Origin of the sequence: Pseudotamlana haliotis (assembly GCF_008806375.1) — a bacterium.
Taxonomy (GTDB): domain Bacteria; phylum Bacteroidota; class Bacteroidia; order Flavobacteriales; family Flavobacteriaceae; genus Pseudotamlana; species Pseudotamlana haliotis.
In genome coordinates this window covers 35,351-59,911 of sequence record NZ_WAAT01000045.1, presented here as the reverse complement: position 1 = coordinate 59,911, position 24,561 = coordinate 35,351, and the positions used below count along the sequence as shown (strand labels likewise).

Genomic DNA, 24,561 nt, shown 5'->3' with positions numbered 1-24,561 from the left:
AAGTTTGCTCCAGTAGCTATACTTAATGTTTATATTTGAAACGAATTTAAATCCCCTAAAAGGATAAAAACATATTCCTATATTAAAAATCAAACAATGAAAAACAAATTAACATTATTATGCGTGGCTATCTTAGCAATAGTCTTACACAGTTGTGGTCCTTCTATTAAAGTTACAGATACATGGAAAGCTCCTGATATTAATCAGGTTAAAGGGGACAAAATTTTAGTCATCGCTAGAATGGATGATTTAGCTTCTAGACAGTTATTTGAGCAAGAAATAGTGAGTGCTCTTAAAAGTGAAGGTGTTGATGCAGCACCAAGCTATGTAGCCTTCCCAGATATTAAGGTTAATAAAAAAATGAGTGAAGAAGAAGTGAATGAGCATATTGAAAAGTTTAAAGCTGAAGGTTTTGGAGCTGTAGCTTTAACGGTTTTAAAAGATGTAAAAACGGAAATAAATACTGAACAATCTGGAGGTTATGTAGCCGGTGGTTATTACCCAGGGTTTTATGGAGGATATGCTGGTTTTGGCGGTTATTATGGTTCTTTTTACTCGCCTTACGGTATGGGAGGTAACTATATTCCAAGCTCTCAGCGTACTTATGAATCTGATATTTATAAGTTAGAAACTGTTGTTTACGACTTAAAAAGAGAACACACAAAGCAATTGGTCGCGGTGGTGAATACTGAAATCACAGACCCTGATTCAGCTTCAGGAGTTGCTAAACCTTATGCTCAAAAAGTTTTGGAGCAGTTTACAAAGTAAAATACTAGTATAATAGTATACAGTTATTTGAAGCTGTTTCAAAAGAGTTTAATCATGTCATTCTGAACTCCTGCCTGCCGGAGTTCAGAATGATCAAAGATTTTCTTTCGAAATAGCTTCATTCATTTAATTGAAGTATTAAAATTTTATAAAACATATTTTCAATGGAACTATCTAAAGAAGACGTTTTAGCAAAGGCAAATGCCGTATGTAAAAATACATTAATGGAAACCTTGGATATTGAAATCATAGATTATGGCGACGATTTTATTCTTGGGAAAATGCCGGTGACTTCCAAAGTATATCAGCCCGATGGTGTGTTACACGGTGGTGCAACTGCAGCCTTAGCCGAAACTATGGGAAGTTTTGCAGTGCAATTACTTATGCATAACAAAGATGTGTTTGTAAGAGGTATTGAGGTTTCGGCAAACCACTTAAAAAGTGTTAGAGATGGTCATGTATACGCCAAGGCGGTTTACCTGCATAAAGGAAGAACCACCCAGCTTTTAGAAATTCGTGTGACAGACGACCACGATAATTTGATTTCGTTGTGTAAATTGACTACTATTGCACTCCCAAAATCGAAATAGATTTACATGACTTCAGGAGCTTTTTTCGAACGTATTATAACACAGTACGAAAACAATTTACCCTTTGTAGCTTATAGAAAACCTAATAGTTTAGAGTTGAAAGGGCTGCTTCAAAATAATGCAGATTTGTTATTTTCTGAAAATTATTCTGAGAAAGGTTATGTCTTTGCACCGTTTGATAGTACGGAAGATACCATTTTAATGCCTTCGGAAGTTTCAGAAGCGATTTCTACGGACTTTGAGCCCTCAACTGAAATAGAATCTTCTAAAATTGAACCTTCAGAAGACCCTTCGGCGAAAGCCTTTCATATAAACTTAGTACATAAAGGGGTTGAAGCTATTAAAAACCATACGTTTAAGAAAGTCGTTTTGTCAAGGAAGGAATCTGTAGGTATGACGGAAACGAATCCTATTAAGATTCTGAAAAACCTCTTGAATACCTATAAATCGGCTTACGTGTATTGTTGGTTTCACCCAAAAGTAGGCTTATGGTTAGGGGCTACGCCAGAGACTTTAATAAAAATAGAAGGCAATCGTTTTTCTATCATGGCTTTGGCTGGTACACAGAATTATAATGGTGATACGGCAGTGACTTGGCAGGAAAAAGAGCTCCAAGAACAGCAGTTTGTTACCGATTTTATTTTGAATCAATTAGAGCCTTTAGCAGAAAGTATTAAAGCTTCAAGTGTTGAAACTGTTAAAACTGGAAATCTTCTGCATCTAAAAACCATGATTTCGGCACAGTTAAAAGCCGCGGTATCTTTAAAGACGATAGTTCATGCCATTCATCCAACACCAGCGGTTTGCGGACTCCCAAAGGAAAGCGCTAAAACCTTCATTTTAGAAAATGAAAATTATAAGCGTGAATATTATACCGGATTTTTAGGCGAATTAAATATAGAAAAAACGGTAGCGCCCCGTTCGGGAAGACGAAATATTGAAAATAGAGCCTATGCTTTAACCAGAAATAGCACGCAATTGTATGTGAATTTACGTTGTATGCAGCTTAAAAACAATGAAGCGATATTGTATGTTGGGGGCGGAATTACCCAAAGTTCGGATGCCGAAAAAGAGTGGTTGGAAACCGTTTCAAAATCTTTAGTCATTAAAAGTGTTATTTAATTATTGGTTTTATTATTTTTGAGATATAACTAAGATTATCTGAAAAATGACTTATCCAAAAACCGCTCTTGCACAAACTGTTGTGGAGCTTTGTAAATCAAAAGGTGTAAAACATATTGTAATTTCTCCGGGTAGCCGAAACGCGCCCTTAACTATAGGGTTTACCAACGACCCATTTTTTAAATGTTATAGTATTGTTGATGAACGTTGCGCAGGCTTTTTTGCCTTAGGTATCGCACAGCAATTACAAGAACCTACAGCTGTTGTTTGTACATCGGGTAGTGCATTGTTGAACTATTATCCTGCAGTTTCAGAAGCTTTCTATAGTAATATTCCGTTGGTGGTACTTTCTGCCGATCGTCCTAAAAACTTAATCAATATTGGTGATGGGCAAACCATTACCCAGGCGAATGTCTTTGATAATCATTCTTTATTTTCAACCGATTTAAAATTAGATTTAAAGGATGAAAAACACATTCACTCCAATGAAAGTGTTCCCGTAATGGTTAAAGTGGAAGACCGTTTTGAACGTTTATTAGGTTTACAGAAAAATATTCAAACCAATAACGAGGAAGAAATAAATATGGCCATCAATATGGCGCTTATGAAAAAAGGTCCTGTACATATTAATATTCCGTTTGACGAACCACTTTATGAGGTTGTTGATAAATTAAGTGTTTCTCCTAAGACCGTAGAAGTAGTTGCTAAGAAGCACGATATTGAAGATTATGTTTTACAGTCTTGTTTAGAAGAGTGGGATACTTCTCCTAAAAAAATGATTTTAGTAGGAACCAATATGCCTAACAAAATCGAGAAAAAATGGTTGGATGAAATTGCTGAAGATGACAGTATTATTGTTTTAACAGAGTCAACTTCAAATATACACCACAAAGGTTTTTTTCCGAGTATTGATCAGCTTATTGATTCATTAACTGATGAAGAGAAGGAAGAACTGCGACCAGATATTTTAGTGACTTTCGGTGGCTTAATTGTTTCTAAAAAGGTAAAACAATTTTTAAGAAACTATCAGCCAAAACACCATTGGCATATTGACCGTAAACAGGCTAACGATACGTTTTTCTGCTTAGATAATCATATTGAAACTACGCCTAACCACTTTTTTGAGTCTTTTTTACCTAAAATATTGCACTTTGTTAAAAGTCACTACAAAACACATTGGTTAGAAGTTAAAGGAAAACGTTTAAAGAAACATAAGGAGTATATCGTAAATGCACCTTATTCAGATTTAAAAGTCTTTAGTAAGGTATTAAAAGCGATTCCAGATGATAGTATTTTACAAGTGGGTAACAGTTCAGCCATTCGTTATACGCAACTTTTTAAAGTGAATAAAACTTTAGAAGTGTACTGTAATCGTGGTACTAGTGGTATTGATGGTTGTACTTCTACAGCATTAGGTTGTGCAGTGGCTAGAGTGGATAAGCCTACGGTTTTACTAACCGGAGATTTAAGTTTCTTGTATGATAGTAATGCCCTGTGGAATAATCATATCCCTATTAACTTCAGAATTATTATTGTAAATAACGAGGGTGGTGGTATTTTTAGAATCTTACCAGGACATAAAAACACCGAAAATTTTGACACCTATTTTGAAACAAATCATAGGCATACAGCAGAGCATTTATGTAAAATGTATGGTTTAGGCTATGAAGCGGTTTCAGATGAAGATAAATTAAACGCGGCATTACCAGGTTTCTTTACTGAAAGTACACAACCAAAGGTTTTAGAGATTTTTACACCAAAGAAAATCAACGATGAAGTCCTTCTTGGGTATTTTGAAAATTTAAAAGAAACACCTAATAAAAATACAGCATCAGACGACTAGGAAGAGGAGTAGTAAATTGGTTTTATGATGCTGAGCCTTGCTGAGCATCATAACTTCTAATATTTAGTATAAACACAAAGAGATTGCCTGAAAAGATTACTTTTCAAGCAGTCTCTTTTTTTTATTTTCAATAAAATTTTCTTTATCAATATCACTACCTTTGCCGCATGATAACATTAGGACAAGTAAATACGCTAGAAATACTTCGTGAATCTGAACACGGTATCTATTTAATTGATAACGAAGACAACCAAGTGTTGCTTCCTAGTCGCTATGTGCCAGACAGTTTTAAAATTTGGGACAAATTAGATGTTTTTGTTTATCTAGATAATGAAGAACGTCCTGTAGCGACTACCGATATGCCTTATATTAAACGTGGCGATTTTGCTATGTTACGCTGTAATCAAGTTACCGATTATGGGGCTTTTTTAGACTGGGGCTTGGTTAAGGAATTGTTCTGCCCGTTTAAGGAGCAGGCCTTTAATATGAAAGCTGGTGGCTGGTATTTGGTACATTGTTATTTAGATGAAAAAACGGAGAGATTGGTTGCTTCAAGTAAAACCAATCGCTTTTTAGATAATACCAATTTAACCGTGCAACAGTTTGATGAGGTTGATTTAATAGTATCGCATCCTTCAGATATTGGTATGAATGTTATTGTAAATAAAATACATTCTGGGTTAATTTATAAAGACCAGATTTTTAAAGACATTAGTGTTGGTGATAAACTAACAGGTATCGTTAAAAAAGTACGCCCAGGAAATAAATTAGATATTTCTTTAGGGCAAATAGGCTACCGTAATATAGAGCCTAATGCCGAGCGTATTTTACACGAGCTACAAGACAATTCGGGTTATATGAATCTTACTGATAAGTCAAGTCCTGAAGCTATAAAAGAGCAGCTTCAAATGAGTAAGAAGAACTTTAAAAAAGCTATAGGCGCACTTTATAAAGAACGCCAGATTGAAATAAAACCAGATGGTATTTATTTGGTATAAGCGGTAATTATTTTTCTAAAGTTTGACGTACCCAAGTTATAGCTTCTGCTAAGGAGTTAAAATCTTGCTTGTTAAACTTGAAAAAATGATTTTCTATTTCAGTAACTTTCTTTGAACTAAGGTTATAAGTAACCGTAGCGTATGTCTTAGCATTTGGAAATGCTTTGTTAAATAGGTACGCTTCTGTAATATCAATAGAGTAGGAGTTCACTCTGTTACTTATAAATCCGAAGTCTTGTTCTCCAAAGGCCTTTTTTATAAGTCTGTGGCATGGTTCAAAACTTATAAAATTAACTTTAACCCCTTCATTAAATTCAGCAATAACATAGTTATCAAAAAAATAAAGGAGACCTAAATCTGTAGTTTCTTGATGTTTAGAAATTTTTAATATAGAGGTTTCACTTTTAGGCATATATGAATTGAATTAAGTGCGATTAAATTATAGTTGACTTTTTTTTAGCAATTTTATCATTTGTAGGTAATTGCTAATTTTAAGGTAGGTTTTTTATTAATACTAATATATATGAAATAATTTTATTAATGATTATACGAATTCTTTAAAATTTATCAGTTTTGAAAAAAATGACATGCTTAGTTCATTTAGTTCTATAAACAATAAAGTTTCATATTTCATTACTTAGTTAATTATAATTATTTTTGCCGAATGATTAATCAAGATACTATTGTTGCTCTTGCAACACCATCTGGCGCGGGTGCCATTGCCGTAATTCGTTTATCGGGAAAGGATGCTATAACTTTAGCCGAAGCTCAATTTAAATCGGTTTCAGGGAAGCAATTGGCTAAACAGCCCACGCATACGATTCATTTAGGTCATATTGTAGAAGATCAACGTACTATTGATGAAGTTTTAGTTTCTGTTTTTAAAAATCCGAATTCATATACCGGTGAGCATGTTGTAGAAATTTCGTGCCATGGTTCAAGTTATATTCAGCAGGAAATTATACAATTATTTTTAAGAAATGGTTGTAGAATGGCAACCGCAGGTGAGTTTACCTTACGTGCTTTTTTAAACGGTAAGTTAGATTTAAGTCAGGCGGAAGCTGTAGCCGATTTAATTTCAAGTGATAACGAAGCGAGTCACCAAATAGCCATGCAACAGATGCGTGGTGGTTTTTCTTCGGAAATCGCCAAACTTCGTGAGGAACTCTTAAATTTTGCATCGCTTATAGAGTTAGAGTTAGATTTCGCTGAGGAAGATGTCGAATTTGCAGATCGTACCCAATTTAAAGAACTTATTTCAAGAATCACCTTTGTTTTAAAACGATTAATCGATTCGTTTGCTGTTGGAAACGTGATTAAAAACGGTATTCCAGTAGCTATTGTTGGCGAGCCCAATGTGGGGAAATCCACTTTGCTTAATGCCCTTTTAAACGAAGACCGCGCCATTGTGAGTGATATTGCCGGAACCACAAGAGATACCATTGAAGACGAATTAGTAATTCAAGGTATTGGTTTCCGATTCATTGATACCGCGGGAATCCGTGAAACCAAAGATGTGGTTGAAGGCATTGGTATCAAAAAAACCTTTGAAAAGATTGAGCAATCGCAAGTGGTTTTATACCTCTTTGATGCCACACAGTTTGTAGATAATGCAGAGCAATTTCAAATAGAAATCGAAAAAATAAAAAACAAATATCCTTTAAAGCCTTTACTTATTGTTCCGAATAAAATAGATAAACTATCGGCGGAAGAAGAAAAACAACTAGAAACGTTTTTGGGTGCTATTGAAAACTCAAAATACATCCTTTTAGCAGCTAAAGAAAATAGGGGAGTAGAAGCGCTTAAAAACGCCTTAATTGGTTTTGTAAATACAGGAGCGCTAAGAAATAACGAAACTATTGTAACCAACATGAGACACTACGATTCGCTACTTAAAGCCTTTGAAGAAATTCAAAAAGTACAAGATGGGATTGATATGAATTTATCTTCAGATTTAATGGCTATTGACATTCGTCAAGCACTTTATCACTTCGGTGAAATAACTGGTCAAGTCACTAATGATGAGTTGCTTGGGAATATATTTGCTAATTTCTGTATTGGCAAATAATACACTAAAAAATACTAAACTATATTTTACCAAGTTAAACATAATCAGATACTTAAAGTTTTTTAAGTCTTTTTGAATTTAGTTGTTTATAGTATTTTTCAATATTTTTTGTACCTATTTTGTACCTCGTTTCTATTTTTAATATTACATTTGAATTTTTGGATAAATTATGGCACCTAATTACACTTAATGTATCTTATTACATCTAAATGATACTTAATTAGGGTGTTTTATTAAAAGCAAATGAGTTCTAATATTAGAATTGAAAGAATATGTGAAAATTGCAATAAAACCTTTATTGCTAAGACAACTGTTACTCGTTTTTGTGGGCTTAAATGTGCGAATGTTGCTTATAAGAAAAGAACCCGAAAGAGTAAGATTAAAAAATCGAATACACAAACTTTAAAGATCAAGCTTCAACCCTTAGAAATGATTCAAGCAAAGGATTATTTAACAGTAAAAGAAGCTGCAACATTGTTAAGTATTTCAAAGCGGTCTGTTTACAGATTAATCGAACTGGGAAAACTCGAAGCCTCAAACCTTTCCGAAAGATTAATACGCATAAGAAAGTCTGATATAGAAAAATTACTGATTAAAGTTAAATACAGTTAATTATGGCGAATATAACGGTGCGAAAAAAGAAATTAGCGAATGATAAATTGAGTCTTTATCTTGATTATTCTTCTCCCATTATAAGCCCCAAAACAGGTAAGCCTACAAGACGTGAGTTTTTAAAATTGCAGATTTATGCAAAGCCTAAAGATGAAGCAGAAAGGACACATAATAAAAAAACTATTGAGTTTGCGGAAATCGTCAGAGCTAAACGTTTGGTACAATGGAGGGATAAGGAGTTTGGATTTAAAGAAAACATTAATCTAAACGTTAGTTTTAATGCCTTTTATGACAGCGTTGTGTTAGAAAGACGAAATAGGGGTAGTTACTCAAACTATTTAGCATGGAAATCTTCATTTAATTATTTTAAGGACTTCATTGGTGGAGAAATCAAAACCCATCAGTTAAATGATAATCATGTTAAGAAATATCGTGAGTATTTATTAACGGTAAATAATCTTAGAGTTAAGAATACACAAAAACTAGCCATTAATACAGCTTCTACTTATTATAAACATTTTATTTCAGTATTAAAGCAAGCATACAAAAGAAGTTTAATACCAACCAATTTAGCAGATGAAGCTGTATATATAAAGGAAGAGCAAACACATAGAGAATACCTAACAGAAGAGGAATTGGACTTACTGTGGAAAACAGAAGTTAAAATAGAAAAAATTAAGCACTTAACATTTTTTGCTGCCTTAACAGGGTTTCGTTTTTCTGATATTATAAGTTTAAAATGGGAGTCTGTCTATAAAGATAAGCACCAAGGATATTACATAAAGCTAACAGAACAAAAAACTGGTAACATTAATAATCATCCAATATCTGATACGGCTTATACCCTTTTAAAAATACAAGGTACTACTAGAGGACAAGTTTTCACTAACATAAAATATACTCAAATAACAAGACCATTAAAAGAATGGATTATACGGTCAGGAATTCGTAAAAAAATATCATTCCATAACTTTCGTCATAGTTACGCTACTTTGCAACTGGCTAATGGTACAGACATTTACACGGTATCAAAATTACTAGGACATAAAAACTTATCTACTACTCAGATTTACACTAAGGTTATGGATAAAAATAAAATTGAAGCAGCTAACAGAATTAATTTAGATTTAGATGGATTATCTTAAAATATATAAAGAACAATATAATTACACATGGGAGGCTATAAAAAATAATACTTTAGAAGCACTAAAATTAGCCAAGTCAAATAAAAGTAATTTTGATACTGAGTTTAAGAATGTTCTTAAAGGATTAAATGAAAGTCAAACTAAAATCATTGAAGAATTTAAAAAAACAGGTTTATATAGTTGTTATGAAATATTTGAAAAACGCTATTCATTAATCGACAATGACTTAGCTTTTGATGAAATAATATCTTTTGTCTTGAGTAATCAAATAAAAAATGAATTTATAAAGCAGCAAAACTTAGATTACGAGCTTTTTATTAAAAAACTGGCAGAGCAGCAATCAATTGATCTAACTGAAAATCATTTTAGAAATTACATTCAATATTATGAATTTATATATGCCACAGGCAAATTAGAATATTTTTATGCTAAAAACTTTGATAGAATAGGCTATCAAAGTTCAGAAGAGTTTAAGGATATGCTAAAAATTAGATATCCTGAAAGTACTCAAAATGGGGGAGCAATACTAAATGTTATTGAACAGGATTCAGATGAAAACTCTGTATCTAACAAGAATAAAGCTCCATTTGATGTTGTTAATACTAAAGACCGTATTAAAAATGAATTTAATATAAAGGAAAGAGCAATACTATTACACTTATTAAAGAACAGGTTAAACTTGAAGGAAATTGTTTCAACTGAATTAATCAAACTAGTATTAATAATAGGATCTACTGATAAGTTTGAAATATTTAATAAGGAGGCTCATAAGAGTTATCTCTATAAGCAAGTGCATAAAGGATATTCAGTATTTAAAGAAACAGAAGCTAAAGATAAAATAACAAGCTTAAAAGTTAAACTCGAAAACAATGGTTTGAAATCTATTGCGGATGAATTGCAATTTGGTTTTGGGAGTTATTTTAATAATAAGAAATAAATTTTAAAAATATTTATTGATAATTTAGGATGTTTTTCATGTTAAAATACTTTTAACTTATTGTTTTTTAGGGGATTGAAAAATACCTAGTATATCCCTAGCATATCCCTAGCTAAAAAATACTAAACTCTTGCCATTACTTTTGAATCAAAATATTAAAACAAAATATATGATTTTAAAGTATGAACTTTCAGCAGAAGGAATTAAAGTACTGGCTGAAGAAATTACAAAAAACTTAAAAAAAGAATCAGGTTTTTTCCTGAACAATAGTGAAGATGTATATTTTACTATTGATGAACTTGCCCAATTTATAAATATGACCAAAGGGTCTATTTATGGGCTTGTTCATAAAAATGCAATTCCTTACCACAAGAAAGGAAAACTTTACTTCCTAAAATCTGAAATACTAGATTGGATTAAAAGTGGTAAACGTGAGACAAAAACTTCACTTCACGACAAAGCGAATGAGTATTTAGCTCAAAATCCATTTCAATAGCCGTAAGTCTAACGTTAAATTAATGAAAAATGGATAAATACACATATAGTTGTAAGTATTGCGGTGGTAGCTACATCCCAAAAAGAAGACACAAACAGAAATATTGTAGTAGCAGTTGCAGGGTAGGTGCTTTTAAAAAAAGAAAAGCATTAAGACAAAATTTACCCGAAGCTCCTAAAAACGCTGATTCTCGAACCGTAGAAAATATGAGTTTGTCAGGAATAGGTAATGCTGCGGTTGGAACCTTGGCAACAAACCTTGTTACAAATATCTTCACTAAAGAAGAAAATAAGCCAGCCACCAAAGGAGATATTCAAAAACTCTTAGGCTATGGAATAAGACAAAGTGTTCTAATCAAGAATTTGCCCGTAAGAAGTGATGGATCAAGAGCCTATTTTGATGCGGTTAAGCAAATTTTAATTTATAAAAAATAGCTATGTACAATAACTTGGAAATAAATCAACCAGAGGGAGTAAGTAGCTTAGAGAACCTCTATAAAGACCTACTGTCAATAAAAGCAAACGATCTATTAAGTAGTAAAATTATAGATAATTTAATAGCAAAGGTTAAAGTTATTATTGAGATCTATCGATGCAAACCGAGATTACCGCTTTATGATATTGAAAAAGCTATAATAGAACTTTGTAAAGCAGACAAGTCCATACAAGGTGTAACTGTTAAAATTTTATTTGTTTCAAAATTTCAAAATATTGATACGAGTAAGTTAGGTCTAATAAAAGTAAATGTATAGATATGGAAGATAAATATTTACGAATAGGTACTACCTATTACAAAAACGTAACAAAACCACTACTTAGTGAAGACAGTATAAATTTAATAATCCCTTGGTCTAAAAATGAATTAATGACCGATTATGGAAAGGAATTCATAAAAAGAATTGATAAATATGATGGTTTTTGTCTAATTCCATCGCATACTAACTACAAAATGGTTATTGATGGGTTTTATAATCGATATGAAAAATTAGAGCATAAATTTATTGAAGGTGAGTTCCCAGTTACGACAAAATTTTTAAAACATATTTTCGGTGAACAGTATGAATTGGGTATCGATTATTTAAGTGTTTTATGGCGTTATCCTTCGCAAGTATTGCCAATTTTATGTCTTGTTAGTAATGAGCGTAATACAGGAAAAACAACTTTTTTGAATTGGATGAAGCTCATTTTTCAAAATAATATGACTATTAATAATAATGAAGACTTTAGAAGCCGATTTAATTCAGACTGGGCATCTAAATTGATTATTGCTGTTGATGAAGTATTATTAGACAAAAAGGAAGATAGCGAACGACTAAAAAACTTATCTACGGCAAAAACCTATAAAAGTGAAGCCAAAGGGAAAGACAAAATTGAAGGCAGCTTTTTTGGCAAATTTATTCTATGCTCTAATAATGAAGAAAATTTCGTGTATATAGATAATTCTGAAATACGCTACTGGGTGCGAAAAATTATTCCTTTTGATCTTTCAAAAGACAACCCTAACTTATTGGATACCCTAAAGGAAGAGCTACCTCAGTTTATCTATTTTATAAATAAAAGAAGTATTGAAAGCCCAAGAAAAACAAGAATGTGGTTTACAAAAGAACAGATTCATACTTATGCACTTGAAGTGTTAATGAATGGGAATAAAACCTTCTTAAACAAAGAATTAGAGCAAATATTATCTGACGAGTTTATTAAGTTTGATACCGATGTATTAAGGTACTCTGTTGGCGATTTGGTGGGTAAACTTTCTGAAAATAATATTAGAACCAGTTCTCATAAAATATCTGAACTTTTAAAGACTAAGTATCAACTAGAGCCTAAAAACAGTACTTATTTGAAATATCATATGTCTTATTCAATACAAAATAAGCCAATTGTGGAAGCAAATATGTTTAAAGGTCGTCATTATACCTTTAGCAAAGATCTGTTTAAAAATTTAAGTTGATTTGTTGCTGTTATTGCCTTAATTACTATGCTAGCTAGTATTTGGGGTAACAACATTAACTCAACTTTAGAGCAACAATTACAATTTGGCAAATGTTGATGTAATGTTTCTCTATTGTTTACAGTCTTAGCGCTTTATTTACTTGACTTTTTTCAAATTTAGCAACAAGCAACATAAAAAATAAAGTTTAGCTGTTTTCAACAATAGTAATTTCATCTTCGTTTAAGCCGTATAGTTCATAAACCATAGCATTAATTTCTTTATCGGTTTGGTTAATTTGGTTTTGTAAATCTTGTGCTTTTTCTTTGTTGTCTTCAAAAAGGTCTAACCACTCAAATTCATCTTTTTTGGTAAGGGTAGGAACTTCCTCTAAACCTTCTTTAACACGTAATTTGTTATTAGATTTCACGGCTCTGTTTAGCTCTTTTATGAACTCTCCAAATCCTAACTCGTGCCAGTTTTGTAGTTTGCGTGAAACTTTAAATAAGGAAAAACTCTTTACGAAATACCTTTTAAATTTCTCAAAAACAATAATAACATCTGATTTTGCTAATAATAAATCATCAACTTTAGTTTTTGCTAGTTGTTGAAGGTCTAATTCGACTATTTTAATAGGAAGTTTTTTAAATTCTGCAACTCTTATTTTTGGAAACAAAGTATCGAACTCATTATTGGAATAGCGAAAATAAAATGACATTAATTTAGAATTTAAAATACTAATTATGTATTCTATAATAAAATTAGATTGAGTATCGTCATCAATTCGAGCAATATACAAACTACGATCAATAATAAATTGTTCCCTTATCAAAGTGCTAACAAGAGTCTTACCTAATATTTCTCTAAAATAATTCTTGATCCTTCAAAGTATTTCTCCTGTCGAGGTGCAGCCAACCAATCTCCGTAACTTATGAAGTGCTCTTCATCCCAAGTATAATTATAAGTACTTACGTGTTTTCCTTTTAATTCAGGAACAAACGACTCATCCTTCTTGTAATTTGCGTGGTATGCTCTATTTTTTATTATTTCAGAACTTTGTCCAGTATATTTATCATAAGGGTTTACACCTCTTGTGACGTCCATTATTTCTCCAACGGAAATAGTCTCATTTCTAACCTTTTGAATAATAGGTAAAATAGTTTCGCTAATTTCAACATCAAAAATGTAATCTTCATTTTTTAAAAACCTACTTTGATTGATATGATGTTTTAAAAAAACTTGTTTTTCTGCAATCTCTATTATTTGGATATTTTGATTAGAGCTATTATTTTTTTCAGCAACAAAGACTAGAGTATCTACAGAAGCATCAGGAAATACATTATCCAAATTTGGAATTATAACATTAAAATCAAGATTATTTAATACGTATCGTCGAGAATCAGACATCTTAATGTTTTTGAGCCAAGAATTTGGAACAATAAAACTTATTGCACCTTCTTTTTTCAATATATCTGTCCCTTTTTCCATAAAGGAAACATATAAATCTATCTGATATTGAGCAGTTTGATAATGTTTATTTATGTACTTTTTAGTTCCTTCATCAAGAGATCTTGCAACATATGGCGGGTTTCCAATAATCACATCAAAACCACCTTTTTTAAACACTTTAGGAAATTGTGCTTCCCAATTAAAGGCTTTATCTCCTGCAACGGCTTTGCTATCAATTAGAGAGTTTCCACATTTAATATTAGAGCTTAAATCGTTTAGTTTACGTCTGGGTTGTGCGGTACGTAACCACAAGGAGAGTTTTGCAATCTCTACAGATTCTTCGTTTAAATCGATGCCGTAAATATTGTTTTCTAAAATAGTATTTTCAATATCAGGGAACTGTAAACCACCACCTAATACTTTAGTTTTTAACTCATCAATATAATGGTGTTCTTTTATTAAAAAGTCTAAGGCTTGATTAAGAAATGCACCCGAACCACAAGCAGGGTCACAAATGGTTAGTTGCAGTAGCCAATCTCTGTAAGTATCTAAGATGTTTACTAATTTGGCAATGGTGGCTTTATTTCTGTTTTTACGTCCTTTAAAATATTCTTCTTCCTTAAAGCCTAATTCTATTTTCTTTTCATCGCAAAGTTTACCTATGGTATTTTCTACAATGTATTTTGTAATATATTTTGGTGTATAGAAAACCCCATCTTTTTTACGTTTAGATTTTTGTTTATCGAAATCGGCACCTTCAATTTCGGCATTTACGCTTTCAATTTCGTTAAGAGAGTTTTCAAAAATATGACCTAGAATATTAACATCTACTTGGCTTTCAAAATCGTAAGCTGCCAATTTACTGGTATGACTAAAAAGTAAATCGTTGCTAATACTAAGGTTATCTAGTAAAGGATCTTCTTTAAACAACCCACCATTATATGCGTAAATTTCGGCTCTACTGGCTGTTCCTTTTCTACCTTGGTCAAGGAAATTAAAATACTGTTTAAAAAGATCGTATAAAGGTCTGTCGTCTCCAAAATCTACATCAGCTTTCCATTTGTCTAGTATTTGTTGTGTACTGTTAGGGGGGAGTAAGCCTCTATCTTCGGCAAAGAAAATAAAGAGATAACGGTCTATTAATTTTTGCGACTTTTTAAATAGGGTAAGCTTTACATTTTTTTCGAGTGCTTTTAGTTCGTCCGCAGTTGCTTCATCTACATTAGTACTCGAAATACTGTTGTTTTGTTTAAGTCGTTTAGCGTTTTGCTTTACTAAATCACGGTATAATTCACGTTTAAAAACAGAATAATCTTTATAGAATTGTTTTGTAATTTGTTCTTCTACAACAACTGATGATTCTTTTATGTTTAAAGGAATGTTGTTTATAATATTGTCTTTTTGAAGACATAAATACAGCAAAGAAAATCGCTCTAGTGTCAGTTCAAATAAATTAAACTCTTCAAACTCGGTGGCATCATTTATATAAAACCTAAGTTTTTCAAAATTAGATGTAATAACATAGGTACAGTTTTTTTGATTGGCTTTATAATCAAAGGCTTGTTTACGTATGCTTTCTAAATCTTTAGTATTTGTACCTTTTAACTCGATAACACCAATAGCGATATCTCCAATTAAAATGGCGCCATCTGCTTTTCTAGAATTGGTTTGGTTTTTATATTCTGCAACTAAGTTAAAATTGGCATTAGGTTTTAAAGTATAGTCTAAAATTTTTACAAAAAGCTCAGTTAAAAAAATACCTTGATATTCTTCTTCTTTAGAAGCTCTAATGTTTTCTTGAATTGTAGGGTTTAAAAAGTACTTTGTGTATTTAGAATACGCCTTTGTAACCTTAGTTTGATCTTGTAATTGTAGTTGGTTTTTTAATACAGAAACTTGAAATAATCCCATTTAATTTTGATGTAAGCGATTGGTGCTTAAAAATAGGTGTTTTTTTTATTTTTCAGAGGTTCTTTTTAATATCATGCCGTTTTCTTGTATTGTTGGTGAGGTTTTAATTAACAATAAACGAGAAAGACGAAATGTTAGGTAATAAGTTTAATATTTATTTACCAAAAGCTAAAACTCGTAAAATACAGCTTGTTTATTATAATTTATTTAGTTTTAGTACCTTAATTGTACCTCGATACATATAAGTATCTGTAAGTCAGTTAAAATCAATTTCTGTATTGGAAAATAAGCGCGCGCTTTCAATTTAATGATCCCTCCCTATTACGCTTCAAAAAAGCATAGAAGATTTTTTAAATACTATGGGTGAGCATGTTGGTTTTTAAGAGTAACTAGCTCTTAATTAAAAGTTACCCAATAGCGCTTCCATGTTCATTATATAATTCTATATTTATACAACAATCTCTTTTTAGCAGTCATTTAATTACTTAAAGTAATTATATTGCAATACATACCATATTACAGCATATGAGTTGTAGGTATTTAAGTTTTTACACCGAAAAATGACAGAACAAAAACAACAATTAGAACAACAACTCTGGAACATTGCCAACACCCTAAGAGGTAAAATGGACGCCGATGATTTTAGAGATTACATACTAGGTTTTATTTTCTATAAGTATTTAAGTAGAAAAATGGAGCTCTACGCAAACGAGATTTTAGAGCCAGATGGTTTAACCTTTTCAGAGGTTGAAGGGCATGAGCAAGAAGCCGAATTATTAGAGGCGTTAAGAGATGCTGCTTTAGATAAATTGGGGTATTTCTTAGCACCTTCAGAATTATTTTCTGAATTGGCACGTCGAGGAAATGCAGGCGGTAAAAATCAATTTATATTAAGCGATTTATCTAAAGTGCTTACGCATATCGAGCAAAGCACTATGGGATCGGAAAGTGAAGACGATTTTGGAAATCTGTTTGAAGATTTAGATTTAACAAGTTCTAAATTAGGGAAATCTGAAAACGATAAAAACGAACTCATTGTAAAAGTTTTGGCGCATTTAGATCAGATCGATTTCGACTTAGAAAATACCGATAGTGATGTCTTGGGAGATGCTTACGAATATCTTATCGGGCAGTTTGCTAGTGGTGCAGGGAAAAAAGCAGGCGAGTTTTATACCCCGCAACAGGTGTCTAAAGTCTTATCTAAGTTAGTAACGGTTGGGAAAGACCAATTAAAATCGGTTTACGATCCTACTTGTGGTTCAGGCTCATTGTTGTTACGTGTCGCTAAAGAAGTTAAAGACGTTAGTGCGTTTTACGGGCAAGAAATGAACCCAACCACCTATAACTTATGCCGAATGAATATGATTATGCACGATGTGCATTACAACAAGTTCGACATAAAAAACGAAAACACTTTAGAAAAACCACAACACGAAGACTTACGTTTTGAGGCTATTGTAGCCAATCCGCCATTTTCTGCCAAGTGGAGTGCCAATGCTTTGTTTATGAGTGACGATCGGTTTTCTGCTTACGGAAAACTAGCACCAAGCTCTAAAGCCGATTTCGCATTTGTACAGCATATGGTGCATCAGTTAGCCGATAACGGTACCATGGCGGTTGTACTACCACATGGGGTGTTGTTTAGAGGTGCAGCCGAAGGCCATATTCGTAAATACTTAATTAAAGACCGTAATTATTTAGATGCTGTTATAGGCTTGCCTGCCAATATATTTTATGGCACCAGTATTCCTACCTGTATTTTAGTGTTTAAAAAAGAACGCCAACACAAAGACCATATCCTGTTTATAGATAGCAGCCAATATTTCGAAAAAGTAAAAACACAAAACTACTTACGTGAAGAAGATATTGCTAAAATAATAGATACCTATAAATCCTACTGTCATGCAGAGCGCAGTCGAAGTGAAAGCGAAGCATCTCATGAAGCCATTGACAAATACAGTTACGTAGCCACACTTAAGGAAGTTGCTGAAAACGATTACAACCTAAACATACCCCGCTATGTCGATACGTTTGAGGAAGAAGAACCTATAGATTTAAATGCCGTAACCACAGATCTTAAAGCCTTAGATGCAGATATGCAAAGCACCGATGCCACTATAGCCGATTTCTGTAAGCAATTAGGCATTAATACACCGTTTTAACGTCCTTGCGAGCTGTCCTTGCGAGATGTCCTTGCGAGGAGGAACGACGAAGCAAACTCATGAAGCAACCAAAAACCATCAAGCAAACCGAAAACCAAAAACCACCTTTATGAACCCAACCCCAACAACAAACCCCTCCAAACACATCCCAAAACTACGATTCAAGGAGTTTGAAGGGGAGTGGGAAAGTAAACGATTTGGTCATTTATTAAAATCTTCCCGCTTGGGAGGGAATTATGCTAATAATGAAACCCCTAATGAAAATCCATTGATAAAAATGGGAAACTTAGGAAGAGGTAATATTTCATTAGATAAAATTCAGTATGTAGAGGAAGGAGAATCTTTAAACGACAAAGATTTAATTCAATTTGGAGATTTGTTTTTTAATACGAGGAATACTTTGGATTTAGTTGGTAAAGTTTCAATTTGGAGGAATGAATTACCAAGAGCATTTTATAATTCGAATTTGATGTATATTAAATTTGAAAATAATTTTTTTATGAATTATCGATTGAATTCTTTTCAAGGAATTAAAGGTTTGAGAAGATTAGCGACAGGAACGACTAGTGTTGCGGCTATCTACACCAAAGATTTACTAAAATTAAAATTAACAGTCCCAACCCTCCCAGAACAACAAAAAATAGCCACATTTTTATCATCGGTAGATAAAAAAATACAGCAACTCACCAAAAAGGAAGCTTTATTAGAGCAATACAAAAAAGGTGTGATGCAACAACTGTTTAGCGGTAAACTTCGTTTTAAACCAGATGGCTTTACGGAAACACATTCCAAGGCGTCTTTGCGAGACGGCACGACGAAGCAAACTGATGCTAACCAAACCAAATATCCTAATTGGGAGGAGAAACGATTGGGGGAGATTGGTTTTTTAAAGAACGGTTTAAATAAAGATAAAAAAGAATTTGGATATGGCTCTCCATTTGTCAATTTAATGGATGTTTTCGGGAAATCAGAAATTCAGAATAAATCATTTGATTTAGTGAATTCAACCGACAAAGAGAAAGAGAGTTATAGTGTTCTTAAAGGAGATGTCTTGTTTATAAGATCTTCTGTAAAAAGAACAGGAGTGGGAGAAGCTGTAGTTGTACGTGAAGACTTGCTTAACACGGTTTATAGTGGGTTTTTGATTCGTTATCGAGACCAAACTAATAATCTAATTCTAGAGTATAAAAAATACTGTTTTAGCTCTCAGTCTTTTAGAAAAGAACTTCTTTCTTATGCTACATCTAGCGCTAATACTAATATTAATCAGGAATCATTGAATAAGTTAAAGGTGAATATCCCGTGCCTCGAAGAACAACAAAAGATAGCCAGTTTTTTATCAAGTATAGACACTAAAATTGAAGCTGTAAATACCCAAATAAGCCAAACGCAAAGCTTTAAAAAAGGGCTGTTGCAGCAAATGTTTGTGTAGAGGCGTCACTGCGAGGGAGGCACGACCGCGGCAGTCTCTTGAGAGGGAGCAGGAAACACGAAAAGGGACACGGGGGTGCATGGTGAGATTGCTTCACTGCGCTCGCAATGACGTGTACGATTGGTGAGATTGCTTCGTCGTACCTCCTCGCAATGACGGTAAGAATTAACATTATGACACCAGGATATGTTTACATAATAACCAATAGGAATAACACCACATTATATGTTGGTGTGACTAACAATTTAAGTCGGCGTATACAGGAACATAAAGAAAAGCATGATAAAAAATCGTTTAGTGCGCGGTACAATTTAAATAAGTTAGTGTATTTTGAAACCTTTCAAATGATAGGCGACGCTATAGGCAGAGAGAAACAATTAAAGGCAGGGAATCGCGCTAAAAAAGTGGCGTTAATTGAAGATGTGAATCCGGAGTGGTTGGATTTGTATGACGATGTTATGTAACTGTCACTGCGAGGTTGGGGTGCTCACAGTTTTTTGAACCTACTAAAAACCTATTATTCTCAAATACCTAGATAAAATACCTGTTTTTCATAATAAAAACCTATTTTTCATCTATATTTGAATACCTGAAATTCTTAAACAATGCATGTAAATACTCAAATTTCAATAAGAATACCTGCTTTTCACGGAAGACAACTTCCCGAAGAAGGTATCATTATTGGCTATGGAGCACTTATTAATCATTTAGAATTGCAGGTGCCAATACCTGAATTTTTATCTGTTATAAGTGATAAAAATAAAAAATACGACATAGCAGGATGGAAAGTGTTTACGCCAAAATACAAACCAGAAGAATCTATTTACAAACAATTGGTCTTTGCCTTAAAATATGAAGGCGTTAACCTCTTAATTTTTAAAAAGCTATTCGAAAAACTGAACAAAACAGCAGTTAAAGACCTATTACAAATAGAGCCAACTGGAATGTACAGCCGAAAAATATGGTTTTTGTACGAGTGGCTAATGAATGAAAAATTAGACATACCAGATTTAACCATAAAAAAGGCCGTTCCATTAATAGATGAAAAATTACAATTCGCCATTGAAGGCGTGAGCTCACCACGTCACAGAATTATTAATAACCTGCCAGGCACCATTGATTACTGTCCGTTAATTCGAAAATCGAAAAAACTAGAACATTATATTTCCGAAAAATATTCAGAAAAAAAAGCAAGCTATTTAAGTGGTTTAAGAAAAGATGTGTTACAAAGAACGTCTGCATTTCTTTTGTTAAAAGATTCTAAAGCGTCATTCACCATAGAGGGCGAAAGTCCTAAAAGTAAACGCGCTGCACGATGGGGACAAGCCATTGGTCAGGCAGGAACTAAAAATTTAACCAAGGACGAATTAATACGCTTACAACAAGCCGTTATTGAAAATGATCGCTTTGTAGATATGGGATTTCGTAAAAAAGGTGGTTTTATTGGTGAGCATGACCGATCTTCTGGTGCGCCCTTACCTAATCATATTTCAGCAAAATGGGAAGATCTAGATCAGTTAGTCTCAGGACTTCTTACAACCAATACTAAATTAATACATAGCGACTTAGATGCTGTTTTAACCGCAACAATTACAGCTTTTGGCTTTGTGTTTATGCATCCCTTTGAAGATGGGAATGGCAGGATTCACAGATACTTAATTCATCATGTACTTGCTAAAAAACGGTTTTCTCAGCAAGGTCTAATTTTTCCAGTATCCGCTTCAATTTTAGATCATATAGACGATTACCGAAAGGTATTAGAGCAGTATTCTTACCCTTTATTAGATTTTATTCAATGGGAAGAAACTAAAGATCATAACGTAAACGTACTAAACGATACTTTAGATTATTACAGATATTTTGATGTCACCAAACAAGCCGAATTTCTGTATGATTGTGTAGATGATACGATAGAAAACATTATACCTAAAGAGATTATTTACCTCACACATTACGATGCGTTTAAAAGCTATTTAGATGAGGAATTTGAAATGCCTGACACATTAGTGGCACTTCTAGTTCGTTTTCTAGAACAAAATAATGGCGCACTTTCAAGACGAGCCCGAGAAAAAGAATTTGTATCCCTTAAGGACTCAGAGGTTATTGAGATCGAGGATACATACAAATCTATATTTAATTCCTAATTATGAGTCATCAATCAGAATTAGCCTTAGAGAACAACCTAATCCAACAGTTAATTGGTTTAGGGTATCAGCCTGTTGCAATTCCAGATGGCGATACCTTGGTTTCCAATTTAAAAACACAGTTAGAAGGGTTTAATAAAACAACCTACACGCCTAAAGAGTTTGATGGTATATTAAACCATTTGGCAAAAGGCAATGTGTTCGATAAAGCCAAAACCTTAAGAGATCGTTTTAGCTTCACAAAAGAAAACGGAGATATTGCCTATGTGCAGTTTTTTGATTCCGAAAATTGGAACACAAACAAGTTTCAAGTCACTAACCAAGTCACACAAGAAGGATCGTTTAAAAACCGATACGATGTAACACTATTGGTAAATGGTTTGCCCTTAGTGCAAATAGAATTAAAGCGCAGAGGGATTGAAATGAAGGAAGCTTTTAATCAAATAAATCGCTATCAAAAACATTCCTTTTGGAGCAATCATGGGCTGTTTCAATATGTACAACTTTTCGTAATTAGTAATGGCGGAAACACCAAATATTTAGCAAATAACGCCCTGCAATCTGTTAAACAAACCTTCTTTTGGGCAGATGCAACCAATAAAAACATTACAGAGTTAGATGCTTTTGCTAAGGCCTTTTTAAACCCAGACCACTTGGGTAAAATGATAGCGCATTATATTGTAATAAACGAAACACATAAAATATTAATGGTGCTTAGGCCATACCAGTATTTTGCTACCGAAGCGCTTATTAAACAAGTTAAAACCACAACCGAAAATGCTTATATATGGCATACCACAGGTTCTGGTAAAACCTTAACGTCTTTTAAAACGAGTCAGATTTTAATGGATTTGCCCGAGGTTTATAAAGTGGTTTTCGTGGTAGATCGTAAAGATTTAGATTACCAAACCATGAAGGAATTTAATGCCTTTAAAGCAGGCAGTGTAGATTCTACCGATAATACAACAAGTTTGGTTAATCAGTTTTTGGGCAAGCACAAAGACAAAAAAGGGCATGCTAAAGATTCCGACTTAATTATTACCACCATACAAAAATTGAATAATGCCATTTCTGGACATTACCGTTCGCAATTAGCACCCTTAAAAAACGAACGTTTTGTGTTTATTTTTGATGAATGCCACCGCAGTCAGTTTGGAGAAACACACGGTAGGATTACAGAGTTTTTTAGTGGCAGTCAGTTATTTGGTTTTACGGGAACACCCATTTTTGCCGACAATGCCTCTAAAAACGATTTAGGGAAACGCACCACCAAAGATTTATTTGGTAATTGTTTACATAAATACGTGATTACCGATGCCATACGAGACGAAAATGTATTGCGTTTTGGTATTGAATATTACCGTGTGTTTAAGCATAAAAACAAACCACAGTTTGATCTGATGGTCGAGGACATCGACAAAAAAGAAGTATTCGACGACCCGAAATACATCGAGTCGGTAACCAATTATATTATTACCAACCACGATAGAAAAACATTTAGTAAAGCCTACTCAGCACTATTTGCGGTAAGTAGTATTGATGCTGCTATGGCATATTACGAGATGTTTCAGCAAAAGAAAGCTGCAGGAGAGCATGATTTACGTATTGCGACTATTTTTACTTATGGCGCCAATGAAGACGCTTTTGATGCTCAAGACTATTTACCCGATGAAGAACTCCAACAAGCTGCAGAACCACAAACGGCTTATCAAAGCAGTCATACTAGAGATAAATTAGAAGGTTTTATACAAGATTATAACCAAATGTATAATACCAAATTTACCACCAAAGACGGTAAGTTATTTGAAGGGTACTTTAAAGATATTAGCAAGCGTTTAAAAGAACGTGAGAAGATTACTTTTAACGATGAAAAAGACCGTTTAGATTTGGTTATCGTCGTGAATATGATGCTTACTGGTTTTGATGCCAAAAAGGTGAATACCTTGTATGTGGATAAAAACTTAAAACAGCACGGTTTAATACAAGCCTTTTCCCGAACTAATAGAATTTTAGGCGAACAGAAGTCGCAAGGCAACATATTGTGCTTCCGTAACCTTAAAAAAGCGACTGACGACGCTATTACACTCTTTTCTAATAAAGATGCCATAGAAGTCGTTATAATGCCTGAATATGAAGATGTCGCTAAGAAGTTTGACGAAGCTTTTGAAGGTTTAAAAGAAATAACACCAACCTACCAAAGTGTAAACGATTTAGAAAGCGAAGTAGAAGAGGCTGCTTTTGTGCAAGTTTTTAGAAAACTGATGCGAAACCTAAATGTATTACAATCGTACACCGATTTTAATTGGGAAGATTTGCCTCTTGATGCCCAGGAGTTTGAAGATTATAAAGGCAAGTATTTAGATTTATACGATAAAGTAAAACGAGATACTCAAAAAGTAAAAGTCTCCATTCTTGATGATATTGATTTTGAGTTAGAGCTTATTCATCGCGACCGTATTAATGTAGCCTATATCATTACGTTATTAGCAAACTTAAAAGAAGATAAAACTACAGGAGCTGCAGCTAAGAAAAAAGCTATTTTAGATCTGTTAGGTGGCGATGTGAAATTAAGGAGTAAGCGCGAACTCATTGAAAAATTTATTGAAGAAAACTTACCAAACATTAAAGATACAGATACGATAGAAGAAGCATTTGATACTTATTGGCAAGAACAAAAAATACTAGCTTTAGGCAAAATTTGTGAAGATGAAAATTTAGATAAAGCACAGTTTAAAGCCTTAATAGATGCCTACATCTATAGCGGCCAACAGCCCATTAGAGACGATGTATTTAAGTGTTTAGACAACCGCCCAAGTATTTTAAAAGCTCGAAGTATAGGCGAAAGGATACTAGATAAAATGAAAAACTTTGTCGAAGTTTTTGTTGAAGGTATGCGGGCTTAGGTGTTGTTTTGGGTGAATTTATTTTTGCAGTTAACGGTTTTGTGTATGATTT

The 24,561-nt window shown here is 33.2% G+C and carries 21 protein-coding genes; 18 read left to right on the top strand and 3 right to left on the bottom strand.

The window, feature by feature from the left end; genetic code table 11:
- Positions 1–96: 96 nt before the first annotated feature.
- The 5 genes from F6U93_RS10030 to F6U93_RS10010 all read left to right on the top strand — a co-directional run bounded on the left by F6U93_RS10030 (position 97) and on the right by F6U93_RS10010 (position 5,321).
- Positions 97–768 (top strand): hypothetical protein, encoded by a 672-nt coding sequence (locus tag F6U93_RS10030; protein WP_150939385.1) that lies wholly within the window; start codon positions 97–99, stop codon positions 766–768.
- A 164-nt stretch (positions 769–932) separates the two neighbouring features.
- Positions 933–1,358 carry a PaaI family thioesterase gene (locus tag F6U93_RS10025; protein ID WP_150939383.1) on the top strand — a complete coding sequence of 142 codons (426 nt, stop codon included), beginning with the start codon at positions 933–935 and terminating at the stop codon, positions 1,356–1,358.
- Between the two features lie 6 nt (positions 1,359–1,364).
- Positions 1,365–2,480, top strand: a complete 1,116-nt coding sequence (locus F6U93_RS10020; RefSeq protein ID WP_150939381.1) for a chorismate-binding protein — start codon at positions 1,365–1,367, stop codon at positions 2,478–2,480.
- 46 nt (positions 2,481–2,526) lie between these two features.
- Positions 2,527–4,323, top strand: coding sequence for a 2-succinyl-5-enolpyruvyl-6-hydroxy-3-cyclohexene-1-carboxylic-acid synthase (menD, locus tag F6U93_RS10015; protein WP_150939379.1), 1,797 nt, complete (start codon positions 2,527–2,529; stop codon positions 4,321–4,323).
- Positions 4,324–4,490: 167 nt separating this feature from the next.
- Complete coding sequence (locus F6U93_RS10010; protein ID WP_150939377.1) at positions 4,491–5,321, top strand: CvfB family protein; 831 nt, start codon at positions 4,491–4,493, stop codon at positions 5,319–5,321.
- A gap of 7 nt (positions 5,322–5,328) precedes the next feature.
- Here the strand turns inward: F6U93_RS10010 and F6U93_RS10005 are convergent, their stop codons facing one another.
- Positions 5,329–5,733 (bottom strand): hypothetical protein, encoded by a 405-nt coding sequence (locus tag F6U93_RS10005; RefSeq protein ID WP_150939375.1) that lies wholly within the window; start codon positions 5,731–5,733, stop codon positions 5,329–5,331.
- A gap of 252 nt (positions 5,734–5,985) precedes the next feature.
- Here F6U93_RS10005 and mnmE point away from each other — a divergent pair, with 252 nt between their 5' ends.
- From mnmE to F6U93_RS09965, 8 genes are all read left to right on the top strand, one after another.
- Positions 5,986–7,389: a tRNA uridine-5-carboxymethylaminomethyl(34) synthesis GTPase MnmE gene (gene mnmE, locus F6U93_RS10000; protein ID WP_150939373.1), complete on the top strand. Its 1,404-nt coding sequence runs from the start codon at positions 5,986–5,988 to the stop codon at positions 7,387–7,389.
- Positions 7,390–7,632: 243 nt separating this feature from the next.
- On the top strand, positions 7,633–8,001 hold the full coding sequence (locus tag F6U93_RS09995; RefSeq protein ID WP_150939371.1) for a helix-turn-helix domain-containing protein: 369 nt from the start codon (positions 7,633–7,635) through the stop codon (positions 7,999–8,001).
- A gap of 2 nt (positions 8,002–8,003) precedes the next feature.
- Positions 8,004–9,146 carry a tyrosine-type recombinase/integrase gene (locus tag F6U93_RS09990; protein WP_150939369.1) on the top strand — a complete coding sequence of 381 codons (1,143 nt, stop codon included), beginning with the start codon at positions 8,004–8,006 and terminating at the stop codon, positions 9,144–9,146.
- Entirely contained in the window at positions 9,133–10,083 is a 951-nt protein-coding gene (locus F6U93_RS09985) for a hypothetical protein (protein ID WP_150939368.1), read from the top strand. The genes F6U93_RS09990 and F6U93_RS09985 overlap by 14 nt, the downstream gene beginning before the upstream one ends.
- A 142-nt stretch (positions 10,084–10,225) precedes the next feature.
- On the top strand, positions 10,226–10,579 hold the full coding sequence (locus F6U93_RS09980) for a helix-turn-helix domain-containing protein (RefSeq protein ID WP_225312656.1): 354 nt from the start codon (positions 10,226–10,228) through the stop codon (positions 10,577–10,579).
- A gap of 29 nt (positions 10,580–10,608) precedes the next feature.
- Positions 10,609–11,013, top strand: coding sequence for a hypothetical protein (locus F6U93_RS09975; protein ID WP_150939364.1), 405 nt, complete (start codon positions 10,609–10,611; stop codon positions 11,011–11,013).
- A gap of 2 nt (positions 11,014–11,015) precedes the next feature.
- On the top strand, positions 11,016–11,330 hold the full coding sequence (locus F6U93_RS09970) for a hypothetical protein (RefSeq protein ID WP_150939362.1): 315 nt from the start codon (positions 11,016–11,018) through the stop codon (positions 11,328–11,330).
- A 2-nt stretch (positions 11,331–11,332) separates the two neighbouring features.
- The gene (locus F6U93_RS09965; protein WP_150939360.1) at positions 11,333–12,529 is read left to right on the top strand and encodes a primase-helicase family protein; all 1,197 of its coding nucleotides are present in this window, start codon (positions 11,333–11,335) and stop codon (positions 12,527–12,529) included.
- 187 nt (positions 12,530–12,716) lie between these two features.
- On the opposite strand, the gene F6U93_RS09960 is transcribed toward F6U93_RS09965, so the two are convergent.
- Together F6U93_RS09960 and F6U93_RS09955 are read right to left on the bottom strand one after the other, a co-directional pair.
- Positions 12,717–13,307: a TaqI-like C-terminal specificity domain-containing protein gene (locus F6U93_RS09960; RefSeq protein WP_262713937.1), complete on the bottom strand. Its 591-nt coding sequence runs from the start codon at positions 13,305–13,307 to the stop codon at positions 12,717–12,719.
- Positions 13,308–13,360: 53 nt separating this feature from the next.
- Complete coding sequence (locus F6U93_RS09955) at positions 13,361–15,868, bottom strand: Eco57I restriction-modification methylase domain-containing protein (protein ID WP_150939356.1); 2,508 nt, start codon at positions 15,866–15,868, stop codon at positions 13,361–13,363.
- Between the two features lie 560 nt (positions 15,869–16,428).
- Here F6U93_RS09955 and F6U93_RS09950 point away from each other — a divergent pair.
- From F6U93_RS09950 to F6U93_RS09930, 5 genes are all read left to right on the top strand, one after another.
- Positions 16,429–18,030, top strand: a complete 1,602-nt coding sequence (locus F6U93_RS09950) for a type I restriction-modification system subunit M (protein ID WP_150939354.1) — start codon at positions 16,429–16,431, stop codon at positions 18,028–18,030.
- Between the two features lie 109 nt (positions 18,031–18,139).
- Positions 18,140–19,462, top strand: a complete 1,323-nt coding sequence (locus F6U93_RS09945) for a restriction endonuclease subunit S (RefSeq protein WP_191963496.1) — start codon at positions 18,140–18,142, stop codon at positions 19,460–19,462.
- Between the two features lie 173 nt (positions 19,463–19,635).
- On the top strand, positions 19,636–19,926 hold the full coding sequence (locus tag F6U93_RS09940) for a GIY-YIG nuclease family protein (RefSeq protein WP_150939462.1): 291 nt from the start codon (positions 19,636–19,638) through the stop codon (positions 19,924–19,926).
- A gap of 141 nt (positions 19,927–20,067) precedes the next feature.
- Positions 20,068–21,606, top strand: coding sequence for a Fic family protein (locus tag F6U93_RS09935; protein ID WP_150939350.1), 1,539 nt, complete (start codon positions 20,068–20,070; stop codon positions 21,604–21,606).
- 2 nt (positions 21,607–21,608) lie between these two features.
- Entirely contained in the window at positions 21,609–24,509 is a 2,901-nt protein-coding gene (locus F6U93_RS09930; protein ID WP_150939346.1) for a type I restriction endonuclease subunit R, read from the top strand.
- Positions 24,510–24,561: the final 52 nt, after the last annotated feature.